Genomic DNA, 16,355 nt, shown 5'->3' on the forward strand with positions numbered 1-16,355 from the left:
TCCCGACGAAACGTGGAAGGTAAGCCCATGCCCGACCGTGCTGCCGAGTCGTGTCCGCTCACCGCACCGCAAGCCGGGATCTGGTTCGCGCAGCAGCGCGACACCACCAACCCCGTCTTCACCACCGGGCAGTACGTGCGGCTGCCCGCGGGCACCGCGCCGGAGCGGTTCGCCCGCGCGGTCGAGCAGGCCCTGGGCGAGGTGTGGGGGCTCGCGGTCACCGTGACCGCCGAGGGTGAGGTCCCCGTCCAGCGCCGGACCGGGGTGGCGCCGCGGGTGGAGGTCGTCGACCTCGCCACGCAGCCGGATCCGGAAACGGTTGCGTTGAACCGGATGCGCGCCGATCTCGCCCGGCCCACGAACGCTGAGCTGGTGCGGGAGGTGCTGTTCACCTGGCCGGGCGGTGCCGTGTGGTTCCACCGCTGCCACCACGTGCTGCTCGACGGCTACGGGTTTTCCTTGGTACTGCGCCGGATCGAGGAGATCTACGAGGCCCTGCGCACGGACACCACACCCGGCGAGCACAGGTTCGGCGAGCTGGGCGCGTACCTCGACGAACAGGACCGCTACCTCGACTCCGAGCGGCCCGCGGCCGACCGCGCCTACTGGCTCGAAGCCCTGGCCGGGATCCCGGCGCCGGTAAGCCTGTCCGGCACGCGGCCCGAGCCCGCGCGCGGTGCGCCGCTCAAAGCGACGGTCGACGAGCTGCCGTCGCTCACCTCGCTCGCCGAACAACTGCAGGCCACGACCGCGGACCTCGTGATCGCGGGCGCGGCGGCGTACCAGCACCGGCTGACCGGGGTCACCGACGTGGTCCTCGCACTCCCGCTGGCCCTGCGGACCGGCACGGCCGCACGGCTGCCCTCGACCACCGTCAACGTGCTGCCGTTGCGGCTCCGGGTGGCAGCCGGCGACTCCGTCGGCGAGCTCGTGGCCCGGTTGCGCGAGGCGATGCGGGACCTGCGCCGGCACGGCCGCTACCGCATCGAGGACATCCGCCGCGACCTCGGGCTCGTGACCGCGGAGTCGGAGCTCACGACCACGCAGGTCAACATCAAGAGCTACCGCACCGTGCTCCGGCTGCCCGGCGGGACCAGTCCGGTCGTGGACCTCTCGCCGGGCCCCGTCGACGACATCGCGTTCGTCGCCGGTCTGGCCGAGGACGGGGCGCTCACCGGGCTGGAGGTCGAGGCCAACGCCCTGCGCTACGACGAGCCGACGGCCCGGGCCCACGGGCGCGGCTTCGCCCGCCTGCTGGCCACGCTCGCGTCGGCCGAACCCACCACGACGGTCGGCGAGCTGGATCCCGTCGGGCCGGTCTACGACGACCTCGCCACCGGGCTCCGCGAACGCGACCTCGCCGCCCGGGCGGCGGTGCTCCGGCCGCCGGCCGAACCGTTGCGGCTGGGCGGAAACACCACCGACGAGTACCAGGAGCAGTCTGTTCCGGTGCGGTTCCCCGCAGCACTGGACCAGGCGGCCGAACGGCTGGGCGCCGAGCGCGACGACGTGGCACTGGCCGCGTTCGCCGCGCTGCTGCTGTGGTACACCGGCCAGGAGGACCTGACGCTCGGTGTGTCCTCTGTGGACGGCAAGATTCTGCCCATCCGGCTTCGACCCGAGGCGCGGCTGAGCTTCACGGACCTCGTCGCGGCGACGGCGGCCGACACCGCCCACGCCCGCGAGCACAGCCGTGCTCCGCTCGACGAGCTGGCCCGGCGCGTCGGCGAGGACACCGCGTTGTTCGAGCGGGACCTGCGCCTGGAGCAGGATCGGCTGGTCTACAACGGACTGCGCTTCACCGAAGAGCGCATGGCCACCATGGCCACGCACTTCGAAACGATCCTCACCCAGCTCGCCGAGCGGCCCGAGCAGCCCGTCAGCGCCCCCGACCCGCTGACCGAGGCCGAGCGGCACACGCAGCTCGTCACCTGGAACCCCGGCGACGCCTCCTATGCGGAAACCCCGGTCCACGAACTGATCCGCCGCGCGCGACCGGACGCCATCGCCGTCACCGACGGCGAGACCGCCCTCACCTACGCCGAGCTGCTGGCCGACGCCGAGACCATCGCACGCGGCCTGCTCGCCCACGGCGTGCGGCGCGGTGAGCTCGTCGCGCTGCTCGTCGACCGGGGCGCCGACCAGGTCCGCGCGATGCTCGGCACCCTGCTGGCCGGCGCCGCGTACCTGCCGATCGACCCGGCGATCCCGGTGGCGCGCAAGGAATTCATCCTCGCCGACTCGCAGGTGCGGATCGCGGTGTCCGACGGCGCCGAGCGTTTCGACGGGCAGCTGCTCGCCCTGCGTGACCTCCTGGCGCAGCCGACCACCGACGTGGTGCTGCCCGAGGTTCCGCTCGACTCCCCCGCGTACTGCATCTACACCTCCGGCACCACCGGCACGCCCAAGGGCGTCGTCCTCACCCACCGCAACCTGGCGCGGCTCGTGGACAACGACGCGTTCCCGTTCGACTTCGGGCCCGCGGACGTGTGGACGATGTTCCACTCCTACGCGTTCGACTTCTCGGTGTGGGAGCTGTTCTGCGGCCTGGTGCACGGCGGCCGCGTGGTGATGGTGTCGCCCGAGCAGACCCGCGACCCCCAGCTGTTCCTCGACCTGCTGCGCCGCGAGCGGGTGACCGTGCTGAACCAGACGCCGAGCGCCTTCACGCGCCTCGTGCGGATCGGTGCCGAGCTGCCGGACCTGCGCTGTGTGATCTTCGGCGGCGAAGCGCTGCAGCCGCGGCTGCTGGCCGGGTTCGCCGAAGCGCACCCGCGCGTGCGGCTGGTGAACATGTACGGCATCACCGAAACCACCGTGCACGCCAGCATCCACCCGGTCACCGCCGAGGATCTCTCGTCCGGCGCGAGCGTGATCGGTGGCCCGATCCCGACGACGAAACTGTTCCTGCTCGACCGCCACACCGGCCGCCGGCTGCTGCCGGTGGGCGCGGTCGGCGAGATCCACGTCGGCGGCGCGGGCGTGGCCGGTGGTTACCTGGGCCGCCCGGAGCTGACGGCCGAGCGGTTCGTGCCCTCGCCGTTCGGCGACGGGACGCTGTTCCGCAGCGGCGACCTCGCCGCGTACACCGAGGACGGCTCGCTGCGCTACCTCGGCCGCGCCGACGCCCAGATCCAGCTGCGCGGCTACCGCGTCGAGCCCGGTGAGGTGCAGGCGTGCCTGGCCGAGCACCCGGCCGTCGCGGAGTCGGTGGTGTTCGCCGAGGACCAGCAGCTCGTCGCGGTGGTGCAGAGCCGGCAGCAGGTGTCCGCCGACGAGCTGCGCGCGCTGCTCGCCGCGAAACTCCCGGCGTACCTGGTGCCCTCGCTGTTCCACGTCGTGCCGCAGATTCCGTTGACGGTCAACGGAAAGGTCGACCTGGCCGCGCTGCGGGCCGAGGCGGCCCGCCGGACGTCCGCGGCCGCTGTACGCGAACCCGGGAACCCACGGGAACGCGCGCTCACCGAGATCCTCGCCAAGGTGCTCGGGGCCGAACGGCTCGGGCCGGACGACGACTTCTTCGCCGCCGGCGGCCACTCGCTCACCGCCGCCCGCGCCGCAACCGAGATCCGTGCGCAGTTCGGCGTGGAGATCGGCGTCGCGGACGTGTTCGACACCCGGACCGCCGCCGGTCTCGCCACCCGCCTGGACACCGCCCCGCCCACGCGCGCGCCGCTGCGCCCGGTCGCCCGCCCGGCGCGGCCGCCGCTGTCGCCGGCCCAGCGCGGCCTGTGGTTCCTGAACCAGCTCGACGGTGGCGCGACCTACCACATCCCGCTCGTCCTGCCGCTCACGAAGCAGGTGGACGTGGACGCGCTCCGAGCCGCGCTCGGCGACGTCGCCGCCCGCCACGAGAGCCTGCGCACGGTGTTCCCGGCCGACTCCGGCGTGCCCTACCAGGAGATCCGCGAGCGCGGGCCCGTCGCGTTGCAGGTCGTCGACTGCCCCGCCGAAGAGATCAGCGCGCACGTCGCCGCGGCCTCACGCCAGCACCTCGACCTCACGCAGGAGCCGGGGTTCCGCGCCGGCCTGTACGGACCGGCCGGCGGTGCGCGCACCCTGGTCCTGCTGCTGCACCACATCGTCGCCGACGGCTGGTCGCTGCGGCCGCTGGCGCAGGACCTCACCACGGCCTACGCCGCACGCGCCGCGGGCCGCGGGCCGGAGCTGCCCCCGTTGCCGGTCCAGTACGCCGATTTCGTGCTGTGGCAGCAAGATCGCCTCGACCCGGCGGGCGGCGGCGCGGCGGCGCGCGACGAGGAGTTCTGGCGCGCCACACTGGCCGGGCTGCCCGACGAACCCGCGCTGCCCGTCAACCGGCCCCGCCCGGCTCGCCCGACCGGCCGCGGCGGCGCCGTGGACCTCACCGTGGACGCGGCGGCGCACGAAGCGTTGCGGCAGCTGGCGCGGGCCCACGACGTCAGCCTGTTCACGGTGCTGCACGCGGGGCTCGCCGCGTTGCTCACCGGCCTCGGCGCCGGCGAGGACCTCGCGATCGGCACCCCGGTCGCCGGGCGGCACGACCCGGCTCTCGACGAGGTGGTGGGCCTGGTGACCAACACCGTCGTCCTGCGCACCGACACCTCGGGGTGCCCGGCCGTCGCCGAGTTGCTGGCCCGCCTCCAGGCGAGTGACCGGGCGGCGTGGGCGCACGAGGATCTGCCGTTCGAACAGGTGGTGGAGCTGCTCAACCCGCCGCGCGTGCCGGGCCGCCACCCGCTGTTCACGGTGATGCTCGCGCTGCAGAACAACGCGGCGGCCACCGTGTCGCTCGGCGGGCCGCCGGTGCCACTGCGCCCCAGCGCGACCGGCACCGCGAAGTTCGACCTGTTCTTCGACGTCACCGAGCACACCGACGAGGCCGACGAACCCGCCGGCCTGACCTGTCACGTCGAGTTCGCCTGTGACCTCTTCGACCCCGGCACGGCGCGGCTGCTGGCCGAAGGGCTGGTCGCCGTCCTGGCGCGGGCCGCCGCCGAGCCGGGCGCCCGCATCGACAGTCTGGTCCCGGAAGACCTGCTCGCAGCCCGGACGCCAGAGCCCGAAGCGCCCGGCACGGATCTCGAAGCCCGCCTGCGCGCGTTGTCCGCCGTCGCGGACGTGGCCGTGACCGAAGTCGGCGTCTGGGTCGTTCCAGCCCGCCCCGGCGCGGACGACGATGTACGCCGGCTGCTCGGTGACCAAACGCGGGTGACGGCCGTGACCGCGTTGCCACGCACCGCGGACGGGCACCTGGACGTCGCCGCCCTGAACCGGTTGCCGATCGTCGACGAGGTCGCCGCCGACGCCTGGCGCACCGCCCTCGCGGCGGTGCCCGGCGTGCGTGCCGCCACCGTCACCCGCGACGAGATTCCCGAAGAGCTCGAAGCTCTCCCCTTGGCGACCCGGGTCCGCGCCGCAGTGGAGGAATCGCCCGCCGCGCCGAGCGTCACCAGCGACAAGCTGTCGCTGTCGGAAGGCCCGGCGCTGCCCGCCGCGGAGGTCGACGGCTGGGGCGACGCGCTGCGCCGGGCGGCCACCCGCGGCGAGCACGCCGAGATCGTGCACGTGCGTGCCGACGGCTCGGAGACCCGCCGCACCTACGCGTCGGTGATCGAAGAGGCCAACCACGTCCTCGGCGGCCTGCGGGCGCTCGGCCTGCGCCCGGGCGACAAGATCGTGCTGCAGTGCGAGGACACCGAGGACTTCGTGGCCGCGCTGTGGGGCGCGATCGCCGCCGGCGTCACGGTCGTGCCGCTCACCGTGCCCGGCACCTACGCCACCGACTCCGCGGCGTCGAACAAGCTCGACGGCATCTGGCGCATGCTGGGCCGGCCGATCATCGTCACGTCGGCGGCGAAAGCCGAGGGGCTGCGCGCGTTCGGCGAACGGCGCGACTGGCCGGATCCCCGCATCGCGACCGTCGACGACCTGCGCACGGGCGACCCCGCCGAGGACTGGCACCGCGCGGACCCGGACGAGCTGCTGCTCATGCTGCTCACCTCCGGCAGCACGGGGCTGCCCAAGGCCGTGCGGCTGACGCACGGCAACGTGCTGAGCCGGGCCGTCGCCGCGACCGTCACCAACTCCCTGACCGAGCACGACGTCTCGCTGAACTGGATCCCGCTCGACCACGTCACCGGCGTGGTGATGTTCCACCTGCGCGACGTCTACCTCGGCGCCCGCCAGGTGCACGCGCCCACCGGCTGGATCCTCGAAGACCCGCTGCGCTGGTGGGAGCTGGCGGACCGCTGGCGCGCGAGCGTCACCTGGGCGCCGAACTTCGCGTTCGGCCTCGTCGTGGAGCAGGCGGACCGGCTGGCCGGGCGCGGCTGGGACCTGTCCCCCGTGCACCTGATCATGAACGCCGGCGAGGTCGTGGTCGGCGCGACGAACCGCCGCTTCCTGCGGGCGCTGGCGCCGTTCGGGCTCCGGCCCGACGTGCTGCACCCGGGCTGGGGCATGTCGGAGACGTGCTCGGTGGTCACCGACACCGTCCTCGCCGCCGAAGCACCGCCTGGCGGTGACGAGACGTTCGTCAGCTGCGGGCGGCCGTACCCGGGTTTCGCGATGCGCGTGGTCGACGACGAGCTGCGGCTGCGGCCCGAAGGCGAGGTCGGGCGGCTGCAGGTCCGCGGCACGTCGGTGACCTCGGGCTACCACGACAACCCGGGCGCCAACGCCGACTCGTTCACTGCCGACGGCTGGTTCGACACCGGGGACCTCGCGTTCCTGCGCGAGGGCGAGCTGTACATCACCGGTCGGGTCAAGGACGTCATCATCGTCAACGGCGTCAACCACTTCAGCCACGAGATCGAGGCGTGTGTGGAAGAGCTGCCCGTGGTGGTGCGCTCCTTCACCGCCGCGGTCGCCGTGCGCGCCGACGCCGCGGCGGGCACCGACCAGCTCGCCCTGTTCGTGCACCTCGCCCCCGGCCACGACACGGGTGAGGCCGCGGCGGCCGCGCTGCGGGCGATCCGCGGCAAGGTGGCGCGAGAGGCCGGGGTGGCACCCGCGTTCGTGCTGCCCGTCGAGGCGGCGGCGATTCCGAAGACCGAGATCGGCAAGATCCAGCGGACCCAGCTGCGCAAGCGGTTCGAGGCCGGCGAGTTCGCGCAGGCGGTGCGTGACGCCGAGGTGCTGGCCGGCACGGCGGCGACCGTGCCGCACTGGTTCCTCCGTCCTCAGTGGACACCGGTGCGCCGCCCACGCACGTCCGTCGGCGCGTCGGTGCTGATCGTCACCGCGGGTGCTCGAGGTACGAGGCTCGCCGAGCTGATCTCCGCCCGCGTACGCGCTGACGGCGGCCTCGCCACGACGGTTTCCGCCGGCCCGGCCTACTCGCGCACGGATGCCGCGCGGTACACGGCTCGCGTCGCGGACTCCGGCGACCTCGGGGCGCTGGTCGACCGGCTCGCCGCCGACGGGCGCCGGCCCGAGCGCATCGTGCACCTCGGTCCGTGGGACGCCTGCGGTGAGGCGTCGGTGCTGGCGCTGTTCAGGGTGCTGGCGCGGTCGGACTACGAGGTCGACCTGCGGGTGGTGACCGACGGCTCCCCGGAACATGCGTTGTTGACCGGGCTCCTGCCCTCGTTGCGCGACGAGCGGCCCGGTCTCACCGCGGGCACGATCGCCGTCCCGGGCGGAGTGGACGCGGCTGAGTTGATCGCCGAGGAGCTCGCCGTCGCCCCGGCCGACGCGGAGGTCCGCCGGCAGGGCGGCGAACGCCTGGTCCGCCGGTTGGTCCCGGTGCCGGTGCCTTCGTCGGTGACCGCTCCGTCCTATCGGGACGGTTTCGTCCTCGTCACCGGTGGGCTCGGCGGAGTCGGTGCCCGCGTGGCGGAACACCTGCTCACGGCTGAACCCGGCGTCCGATTGCTCCTCATCGGGCGGACGGCAGACGCCGATATCGAGACCCTGCGCAAGCTCGGCGAAGTCCGTTACGCCGCTGCAGATGTCACTGATCCGACGGCAGTGGAAAGCGCGGTGGAAGCCGCGTCGGAAGCGTGGTCGGCTTCGCTCACCGGCATCCTCCACCTCGCCGGGACGATCGACCGGCGGCCCGCGACCGACCTCGACCCCGTGACCTGGCGGGCGGCGATCGCGGCCAAGGTCGACGGCGCGACCGTCCTCGACGGACTCACCCGGCGGCACCCGGTGCGGTCGTTCGTGTCGTTCTCGTCGGTCAACGGCACCTTCGGCGCCGCGTTCAGCGCGCCCTACGCAGCGGCGTGCGCCTTCCTCGACGCACTGGCCGTCGAGCAGCGCGCCCGCGGCCTCGATGCCCAGTCGCTCGCGTGGAGCACCTGGCGCGACACCGGCATGAGCGAGGGCGACGAGCTGGCCGCCCTCGGCGAGACGCGCGGCTACCGGGCGCTGGACGTCGAGACCGCACTGCGCTCGTTCGACCTCGCCCGCGGCCTCGCCGAGCCGGCGGTGCTCATCGGCGCCGACCGCCGGGCCGACGGGATCCGCCGCCTCGTCGACGGTCCCGCCCGGGCGCGGTACCGGCTCGCCGCGCGCGTCGAGCTGGACGACGGTGCCGACCTCGGTGTGCTGCACGAGACCGCCGTCGCGGCGGCGACCCACGCATCCGGCGGCATCGCCGAGCACGGTGCGGTCCTGCGGGCCGCGGGCACCTCGACCAGCGAGTCCACTTCGGACGCTGACACCGGGGATCGCGTAAACGCGTTGGAAGAAGCCGTGCTCACGGTCTGGCGGAAGGTGCTGGGCCGCGACAAAGCCGGCGCCGCGGACAACTTCTTCGACCTCGGCGGCCACTCGCTGATGCTGGTGCGGGCCCAGGCCGAGCTGAACGAGGCGCTGGGCAGCGCGCTCACGGTGGTCGACCTGTTCGCCCATCCCAGCGCCCGCGCCCTCGCCGCGCACCTGGTGACCCGCTCCGACTTCGCAGCGCCCGACAGCGATCGCGGCACCGCGAAGCCCGGCGGCCCGCTCGGCCGCGCCCGCGAACAGGCCCTGCGCCGCCGCGAAGCGCGCTCCCATCGCAACCGGAAGGGGAAGACGTCGCATGCCGAATGAGGACGAGACGGCCGAGCTGGTGGCTGTGATCGGGATGGCGGCGCGCTTCCCGGGCGCGGACACGCTGGAGGAGTTCTGGGCGCTGCTGAGCGAGGGCCGCCACGGCGTCCGCGACATCAGCGAACAGGAGTTCCTCGACGCGGGCGGCGACCCGGCCGATCTCGCCGACCCGGAACTCGTGCGCAAGGCCGCGATCCTTCCCGATCACGACCGTTTCGACGCCGCGTTCTTCGGCTACGGCCCGGCCGAGGCCGAGCTGATCGACCCCCAGCAACGGGTCCTGCTGGAGACCGCCTACCACGCGCTGGAGGACGCGGGGTACGCCGACGGCCACGGCGACCACGTCGTCGGCGTCTACGCGGGAGCCGGCGACAGCCGCTACTACGCCGACAACGTCCACCCGCGCTTCGCCGGCGAGCCGAACTCGGTGGGCCTCGCGCACGCGGCCACGGCGAACTCCCTCGGCACGCTCGCCACGCGCCTGTCCTACGACCTGGCGCTGACCGGCCCGAGCGTCTCGCTGAACACCGCGTGCTCGACCGCACTCGTCGCGGTGCACACCGCCGGCGAGGCCCTGGCCGCCTACGCGTGCGACATCGCCGTGGTCGGCGCCGTCTCGATCGACCCGCAGGCGCTGCGCGGATACCGCCACGTGCCCGACGGCCCGTACTCCCCCGACGGGTTCTGCCGCCCGTTCTCCGCGGACGCGGCCGGGACCGCAGCGGGCGACGGCGCCGGCGTGCTCGTCCTGCGGCGGCTGGCCGACGCGCTGGCCGACGGCGACCGGATCCGCGCCGTCCTCCGCGGCTCGGCGATCAACAACGACGGCCGCCGCAAGGTCGGGTTTTCCGCCCCGAGCCCGGCCGGGCAGTCCGAGGTCATCGTGGCCGCGCAGGTCGCGGCGGGTATCGAAGCCGACACCGTCACCTACGTCGAGGCCCACGGCACCGCGACGCGCCTCGGCGACCCGATCGAGGTCGCGGCCCTCACCGAAGCCTTCCGCGAGACCACCGACCGCAGCCAGTACTGCGCGCTCGGCTCGGTGAAGAGCAACATCGGCCACCTCGGGGCCGCGGCCGGGATCGGCGGGCTCGTGAAAACCGTGCTGGCGCTGGAAAACGAGACCATCCCGCCGACGCTGCACCACGCCGCGCCCAACCCGCTCATCGACTTCGCGAGCACACCGTTCCGCGTCCCGACCGAGCCGGAGCCGTGGAAGAGCGACGGCCCCCGGCGCGCCGCGGTGAGCGCGTTCGGCGTCGGCGGGACCAACGCCCACGTCATTCTCGAGGAGGCGCCGCCACGCGCGGAACGCCCGGCGCCGCCGTCGGACGAGTGGACGGTGCTGCCGGTGTCGGGGCGCACCCGTGACGGGCTCGAAGGCCAGCTCCGGCGGCTCGGCCGGCACTTCGAGACGCACCCCGAGCTGTCCGTGGCCGAGGTGGCCCGCGCCCTGCGTGCGCGTCGTTCGGGCGCCCACCGCTGGGCTGTCGCCGCGAGGACCGCAGCGGACGCCGCCACGGCCCTCACCGCCGCGGTGGTCCCGGAAACCGCCCGGCCGGTCGGCGAGGAACCGCCGGAGGTCGCCTTCCTGCTGCCCGGCGGCGGCACGCAGTACGTCGGCATGGGCGCCGAGCTGTACCGCGAGGATCGCGCGTACCGCGAAGCCGTCGACCGGTGCGCCGCGATCCTGCAGCCGGTGCTGGGCCACGACATCCGCACGACCCTGCACGACGAGGCCGACCCGTTCAGCGTGGAGTCGTTCCTCGCGCTCGCCGTCGTCGAATACGCCCTCGCGGCCTCCCTGATGGCGAGCGGGGTCCGGCCGAGTGCGCTGCTGGGGCACTCCCTCGGCGAGTACGTCGCCGCGTGCCTGTCCGGCGTGATGACCCTCGAAGAGATGCTGCCGCTGCTGGCCACGCGCGTCCGCCTGATGATCTCGGCGGGCGGGGCGACGGTAAGCGTGGCACTGTCCGAACAGGACACCGCACCGCTGCTGGACGAGCGGCTTTCCTTGACCGCCGTGAACTCGCCGGCTTCGTGCACGGTGGCCGGGCCCGCCGACGCCGTGGACGCGCTCGTCGAACGGCTCGTCGCCGACGGCGTCACCCACCGCCGCATGCGCCTGCCCGCCGCCGCGCACTCCGCCGTGCTGGACCCGGTGCTGGACGACCTGGCTGCGGCCTTCCGCGGCGTCGCGCTGCGGCCGCCCCGGATTCCCTACGTCACCAACGTAACCGGCACCTGGGTCACCGCCGAGCAAGCCACCTCGGTCGAGCACTGGGTCGCGCACACCCGCCGCACAGTCCGCTTCGCCGACGGCGTGGAGACCCTGCGCGCCGGCACCGACCCGGTGCTGGTGGAGATCGGCCCGGGTGACGTCCTCTCCCGGCTGGCCGCGGCCGTCGGCGACGGCCGTCCGGCTCGCGCCACCGTGCCGACCATGCGTCACGCGCGAGCCACCGGACCCGACGCGCGCGTGCGGACGGAAGCCCTGGCCCGCCTGTGGTCCGCCGGTGCCGCGGTCGACATCGGTGCCGTGCCGGACGAACCCGTGTCGCGCGCCGCGCTGCCCGACCTCCCCGGCTACGCCTTCGCCCGGGACCGGCACTGGATCGACTCACCCGCCGTCCGCGCGCTCGGCACCACAAACCCGGAACCGCGCGAAAACGTCCGCGACACCGCGTCGCGGCGCACCCCACGGCCGGCGCTGCCCGTGCCCCACGTGCCGCCCGGCACCGACCTGGAACGAGCGGTGACGGCCGAGTGGGAGGCCGTGCTCGGCGTCGACGGGATCGGGCTCGACGACAACTTCTTCGACCTCGGCGGCGACTCGATGCGGGCGGTGCTGCTCGGCGGCCGGATGCGCAACGCCGGTGTCCTCGACGTGCCGGCCGCCGCCCTGCTCGCCACGCCCACGATCGCCGGGCTGCTCGACCGCACCGGGCGCGGCGGCGCCGTCGGACAGGAGGCCTTCGCGCCGGTTCTGCCGATGCGCGAAGGCGGAGACCTGCCGCCGCTGTTCTGCGTGCACCCCGTGAGCGGCGTCGCCTGGCGCTACGCGGGGCTGCTGCCGAACCTCGACCCGCGCCGGCCCGTCTACGGGCTGCAGGCCCTCGGCCTCGACGGCACCCGGGCCGCCGCGGCGGACGCCGGCGAGGTGCTGCGCGACGCGCTGGAGCGGATCCGGGAGCTGCAGCCGCACGGGCCGTACCACCTGCTCGGCTGGTCGTTCGGCGGCGCGGTTGCCCACCGCCTGGCCACGGCGCTGGAAGACGCCGGCGAGGAGGTCGCACTGCTGGCCATGCTCGACACACCTCAACCCGACGTCGGCGCGCTGGACGGTCAAGCGGTCGAAGCGCAGGCCGCCGCGCTCGTGCTGCGCCTGGCCGGCCTCGACGTGCCCGCGCCGGCCACGGTCGACGAGTCGCTGGCCCTGCTCGACTCGTCGCACCGGGACCCCGACGCGGTGCCCGGCACGCTCACCCGGGACGAGGCCATCGCCGTGGCGAAGGTCGTGCGCAACAACCTACGGATCGCCCCCGCGCTCGTGCCGGACCGGCTGCGTGGCGACGTGCTGTTCGTCAGCGCCACCGAGGTCGGCGCCGACGAGCCCGAGGTGGCGGGCGGTCCCGCCGACCGGGCCGCGGCCTGGCGCCCGTTCGCGGGCGGCGTCTTCGAAGAGGTGCCGCTGGCCTGCTCGCACTACGCGTTGACCGACTCCGGGCCGATCGCCCGGATCGCTGAAGCACTGGAAGCGCATCTCCGGCGCACGGGCCGGTAATCCGACCGTCCACTCCGAACCCGAGGAGCCCCGATGCTCGACTCCGTCCGCCTGCTCTGCCCGCTCGAGGTGATGCACGTCGAGGAACGCAGCCGCGCGGTCCTCACCGTCGGCGTCGAGGGTGTGCTCGACCTGGCCGTCCTGAATTCGGCCTGGTCCCGGATCCTCGACCAGCACCCCACGGTGGCCAGCCGGATCGTGCCGCACGGCGACGGCTACGCGCTCGAATCCCTGGCCGAGCGGCCCGTCGTCGTCGAGCTGCAATCCGACGACGACGTGCTCACGGCCGTGGCCTCGTGGGCGCTGCCCGTCGGCGCCCCGGTCGCCCGGCTGTTCGCCGCGGTGGACGGTGCGGCCGCGACCGTCGGCCTGAGCGTCGACCACGTGGCGACCGACGCCAAGAGCGCGCTGAGCCTGTTCACCACCCTCTGGCAGCACTACGCCGCCGTCCTCGCCGGACAGCCCGCGCCGCCCGCGGCGAAGGAGTGGCCCGCCACAGTTTCGTCACAGCTGCCTGAAGTCCCCGAGGAGACCGTGCAGGCGTTGCTGACACAGCGCCTGGAGCGCGCGCGGACCCGGCCGGTCCCGCTGGTGCCCTACCACGCGGCCGGCGCCGACGCGCCCCCGCCGGGACAGCAGCCCGTGCACAACACCCGCGTGACGCTGTCGCCCGAGCAGACCGCCGACCTCGCAGCCGGCGCGCGCTCACTGGACACGACCGTGCACGGCGTCGTGGCCGCGGCCCTGCTGCTCGCCACGCACGACGCGCTCGGCGGCGGCGAAACCCGCGCGCTCGGGTGCTTGTCTTCGGTCGACCTGCGCTCGCGCGTCGAACCCCCGGTGCCGGCCGACGTGATGCTGTCCTACGTCTCACCCTTCCCCGACGTGCTCGACGTGGCCGGGGACCTCGACCTGGACGGCATCAGCCGCCTGGCCCGGCAGGTGATCGGCCACCTGCGCGACGCGACGGCCGACGGCGGCTGGGCCGTCGAGACCGCGTTGCTGGGCCACCTCGGCGAGCACCCGGAGCTGATGGACACCACGCTGTTCGTGTCGAACATGGGCCGCATCGACGGTCCCCCGTCCCCGCCGGGGCTGCGCCTGCACGACGCCATGATCATCCCCGGACGCGAGGACTACTTCCCCCAGTTCGGCATGGGTCCGCTGTTCGCGTGCGTCACCGCGATCGACGGCGTCTTCGCCATCGACCTGCCCTACACCCCCGTGTGCTTCGCGCCCGCCCAGATGGAGCGCGTACGGGCGCGGACGCTGGCGGCGCTGGAGCAGGTCGTCGCCGCCGGAGCCCGCGCCACCCAGCCCGCCTGACCGACAACCCGGAGGACTCCCGTGCCAGACCCGACCGATCGCCTCGCCCTCGTCACCGGAGCCGGCCGTGGCATCGGCCGCGCCGTCGCCGCGCGGCTCGCCGCGGACGGCGTCGTCGTCGCTGTCCACTACGGACAGGACGACGAGGCCGCCCGGCTGACCGTGAAACAGATCCAGGACGCCGGTGGCCGGGCCTTTCCGCTGCGGGCCGAGTTCGGCCGGCTGAGCGCGCTCGACGAGCTGTGGCGCGGCTACGACGAGGCTGTCGCGGCGCTGCTCGGCACAGCGGGGCCGGCGCCGGTGGACATCCTGGTCAACAACGCCGGCATCACCGTGCCCCACGGCGTGCGGGAGCTCACGGAGGCCGACTGGGACCGGCTGTTCGCCGTCAACGCGAAGGCGCCGTTCTTCCTCGTCCAAAGTGCACTGTCCCGCCTGCGCGACGGCGGCCGGATCGTCAACGTCACCACCGCGGCGACCCGGGTGGCCATGCCGATGATCTCCGCGTACACCATGACGAAGGCGGCGCTGGAGACGTTCACCGTCGACCTCGCCGTCGAGCTGGGCCCGCGTGGCATAACCGTCAACTCGGTCGCCCCGGGCTTCACCGACACCGACATCAACCCCGCCATGAAGGACCCGGCCGGCCGCAAGGCGATGGCCGCGTCCAGCGCGCTCAAGCGCGTCGGCACGCCGGGTGAGGTGGCGGACGTGATCTCGTACCTGGCGAGCCCGGGTGGCCGCTGGGTCACCGGGCAACGCTTCGAAGCGTCCGGCGGGGTGAGCCTCGGTCTGTGACCATCCTTTGAGGACGGTGGCCCGACCTGTGGAACTCCACGGGCCGGGCCACCGTCGGCTCAACCCTGGCGCGGCGTGAAGCGCACCGGCAGCGAACGCAGGCCCCGCATGATGAAGCCGAAGTTGCGGACCAGCGGGGTCTCCTCGTCGAGCCGCAGATCGTCGACACCACCCAGCAGGGCCCGCAGCGCGACCTCGCCCTTCACGCGGGCCATCACGGCGCCCAGGCAGTAGTGGATGCCGTGGCCGAAGGCCAGCTGACCCCGCACCTCGCGGTGGACGTCGAACACTTCGGGGTTCTCGAACTGCGCGGGGTCACGCAGCGCGCTCGCGAGCGACACGAGCACGACCTCGCCCTTGCGCACGCGCATCCCGCCGATCTCCATCGGTTCCAGCGCGTAACGCGGAGTGGCGGTCTCCACCGGCGGATCGAAACGCAGGATCTCCTCCACCGCCTGGGGAACCAGCTCCGAGTCCGCCCGCAGCTGCGCCATCGCGGCGGGATGTTCCAGCAGGGCCAGCAACCCGTTGCCGATCAGGTTGACCGTGGTGTCCTGCGCCCCGTACATGAGCTGAAAGGCCATGGAGACCAGTTCGCGGTCGGAGAGGCGATCGCTGCCGTCGCGGATCCCGACGAGCGCGGACAACAGGTGCCCGTCGGGCTCGGCGCGCTTGCGCTCGACGAGTTCGGCCAGCTCGGCCGTGAGGTCCGCGAACACCGCGGGCATCCGTTCCATGTCCTCGGGCTCGGCCAGGCACAGCAGCCGCAGATACTCCTCGAAGCGGGCGCGGTGGTCGTCGGGCACGCCGAGCAGGTCGCAGATGATCCGCGCGGGCAACGGGAAGGCGAACTCGCGGATGAGGTCGGCGCTGCCGCGGCCGGCGAAGTTCGCGACCAGCTCGTCGGCGACCTCCATGATGCGCGGGCGCATCTCCACCATCGACCGTGAGGTGAACGCGCGGGAAACCAGGCGGCGCAGGCGTTCGTGGTCGGGCGGGTCGGTCATCAGCAGCATCCGGTTCACCAGCGCGTCCGGATCCTCCGGCACCAGCGCCAGCTCCCGCCACGAGTCCTCGGCGTGCACGGTCTCCTTGGAGAACCGCTCGTCGGCGAGCACCGCCTTCGCCAGCTCGTACCCTGTGACGAGCCACACATTCGCACCCAGCGTCATCCGCACGCGATGCGCCGGCGCCGCCTCGCGCAGCGTGCGGTACCAGGGGAACGGATCGGTCTTGAAGTCCTGGTCGAAGATCTCGAAGACCGGCAGCTCGCGCGCCGAGGCCTCGTCGACGGTCATGGCAGATGCTCCTCTCCGCCCGGGCTTTCCCCGTGCCGCAAGGCGACGCTAACCACGCAGATCTAGGGAATGTGCCAAAACCCGGTTGGTAGACCAGATTCCACGTCAGCCGACTCAGGACGAAGGTG

Annotated in this window: 5 protein-coding genes; 4 read left to right on the forward strand and 1 reads right to left on the reverse strand. The window is 73.6% G+C overall.

The window, feature by feature from the left end:
- The first annotated feature begins 27 nt into the window (after window positions 1-27).
- Genes AB0878_RS26460 through AB0878_RS26475 form a run of 4 tightly spaced genes read left to right on the forward strand, consistent with a single transcriptional unit; the run spans window position 28 to window position 14,929 of the window.
- The gene (locus tag AB0878_RS26460; protein ID WP_366582927.1) at window positions 28-9,021 is read left to right on the forward strand and encodes an amino acid adenylation domain-containing protein; all 8,994 of its coding nucleotides are present in this window, start codon (window positions 28-30) and stop codon (window positions 9,019-9,021) included.
- Complete coding sequence (locus AB0878_RS26465; RefSeq protein WP_366582928.1) at window positions 9,011-12,805, forward strand: alpha/beta fold hydrolase; 3,795 nt, start codon at window positions 9,011-9,013, stop codon at window positions 12,803-12,805. Before AB0878_RS26460 ends, AB0878_RS26465 begins: the two co-directional genes overlap by 11 nt.
- A 33-nt stretch (window positions 12,806-12,838) precedes the next feature.
- On the forward strand, window positions 12,839-14,131 hold the full coding sequence (locus AB0878_RS26470; RefSeq protein WP_366582929.1) for a hypothetical protein: 1,293 nt from the start codon (window positions 12,839-12,841) through the stop codon (window positions 14,129-14,131).
- A 21-nt stretch (window positions 14,132-14,152) separates the two neighbouring features.
- Window positions 14,153-14,929, forward strand: coding sequence for an SDR family oxidoreductase (locus AB0878_RS26475; RefSeq protein ID WP_366582930.1), 777 nt, complete (start codon window positions 14,153-14,155; stop codon window positions 14,927-14,929).
- A 59-nt stretch (window positions 14,930-14,988) separates the two neighbouring features.
- On the opposite strand, the gene AB0878_RS26480 is transcribed toward AB0878_RS26475, so the two are convergent.
- The gene (locus AB0878_RS26480) at window positions 14,989-16,227 is read right to left on the reverse strand and encodes a cytochrome P450 (RefSeq protein WP_366582931.1); all 1,239 of its coding nucleotides are present in this window, start codon (window positions 16,225-16,227) and stop codon (window positions 14,989-14,991) included.
- Between the last annotated feature and the right edge of the window lie 128 nt (window positions 16,228-16,355).

The sequence above is a fragment of the Amycolatopsis sp. NPDC047767 genome (assembly GCF_040704195.1).
Taxonomy (GTDB): domain Bacteria; phylum Actinomycetota; class Actinomycetes; order Mycobacteriales; family Pseudonocardiaceae; genus Amycolatopsis.

Bases quoted from the DNA above. Each gene is read 5' to 3' on its own strand.
- AB0878_RS26460 (WP_366582927.1), top strand. From the start codon at position 28: ATGCCCGACCGTGCTGCCGAGTCGTGTCCGCTCACCGCACCGCAAGCC.
- AB0878_RS26465 (WP_366582928.1), top strand. From the start codon at position 9,011: ATGCCGAATGAGGACGAGACGGCCGAGCTGGTGGCTGTGATCGGGATG.
- AB0878_RS26470 (WP_366582929.1), top strand. From the start codon at position 12,839: ATGCTCGACTCCGTCCGCCTGCTCTGCCCGCTCGAGGTGATGCACGTC.
- AB0878_RS26480 (WP_366582931.1), bottom strand. From the start codon at position 16,227: ATGACCGTCGACGAGGCCTCGGCGCGCGAGCTGCCGGTCTTCGAGATC.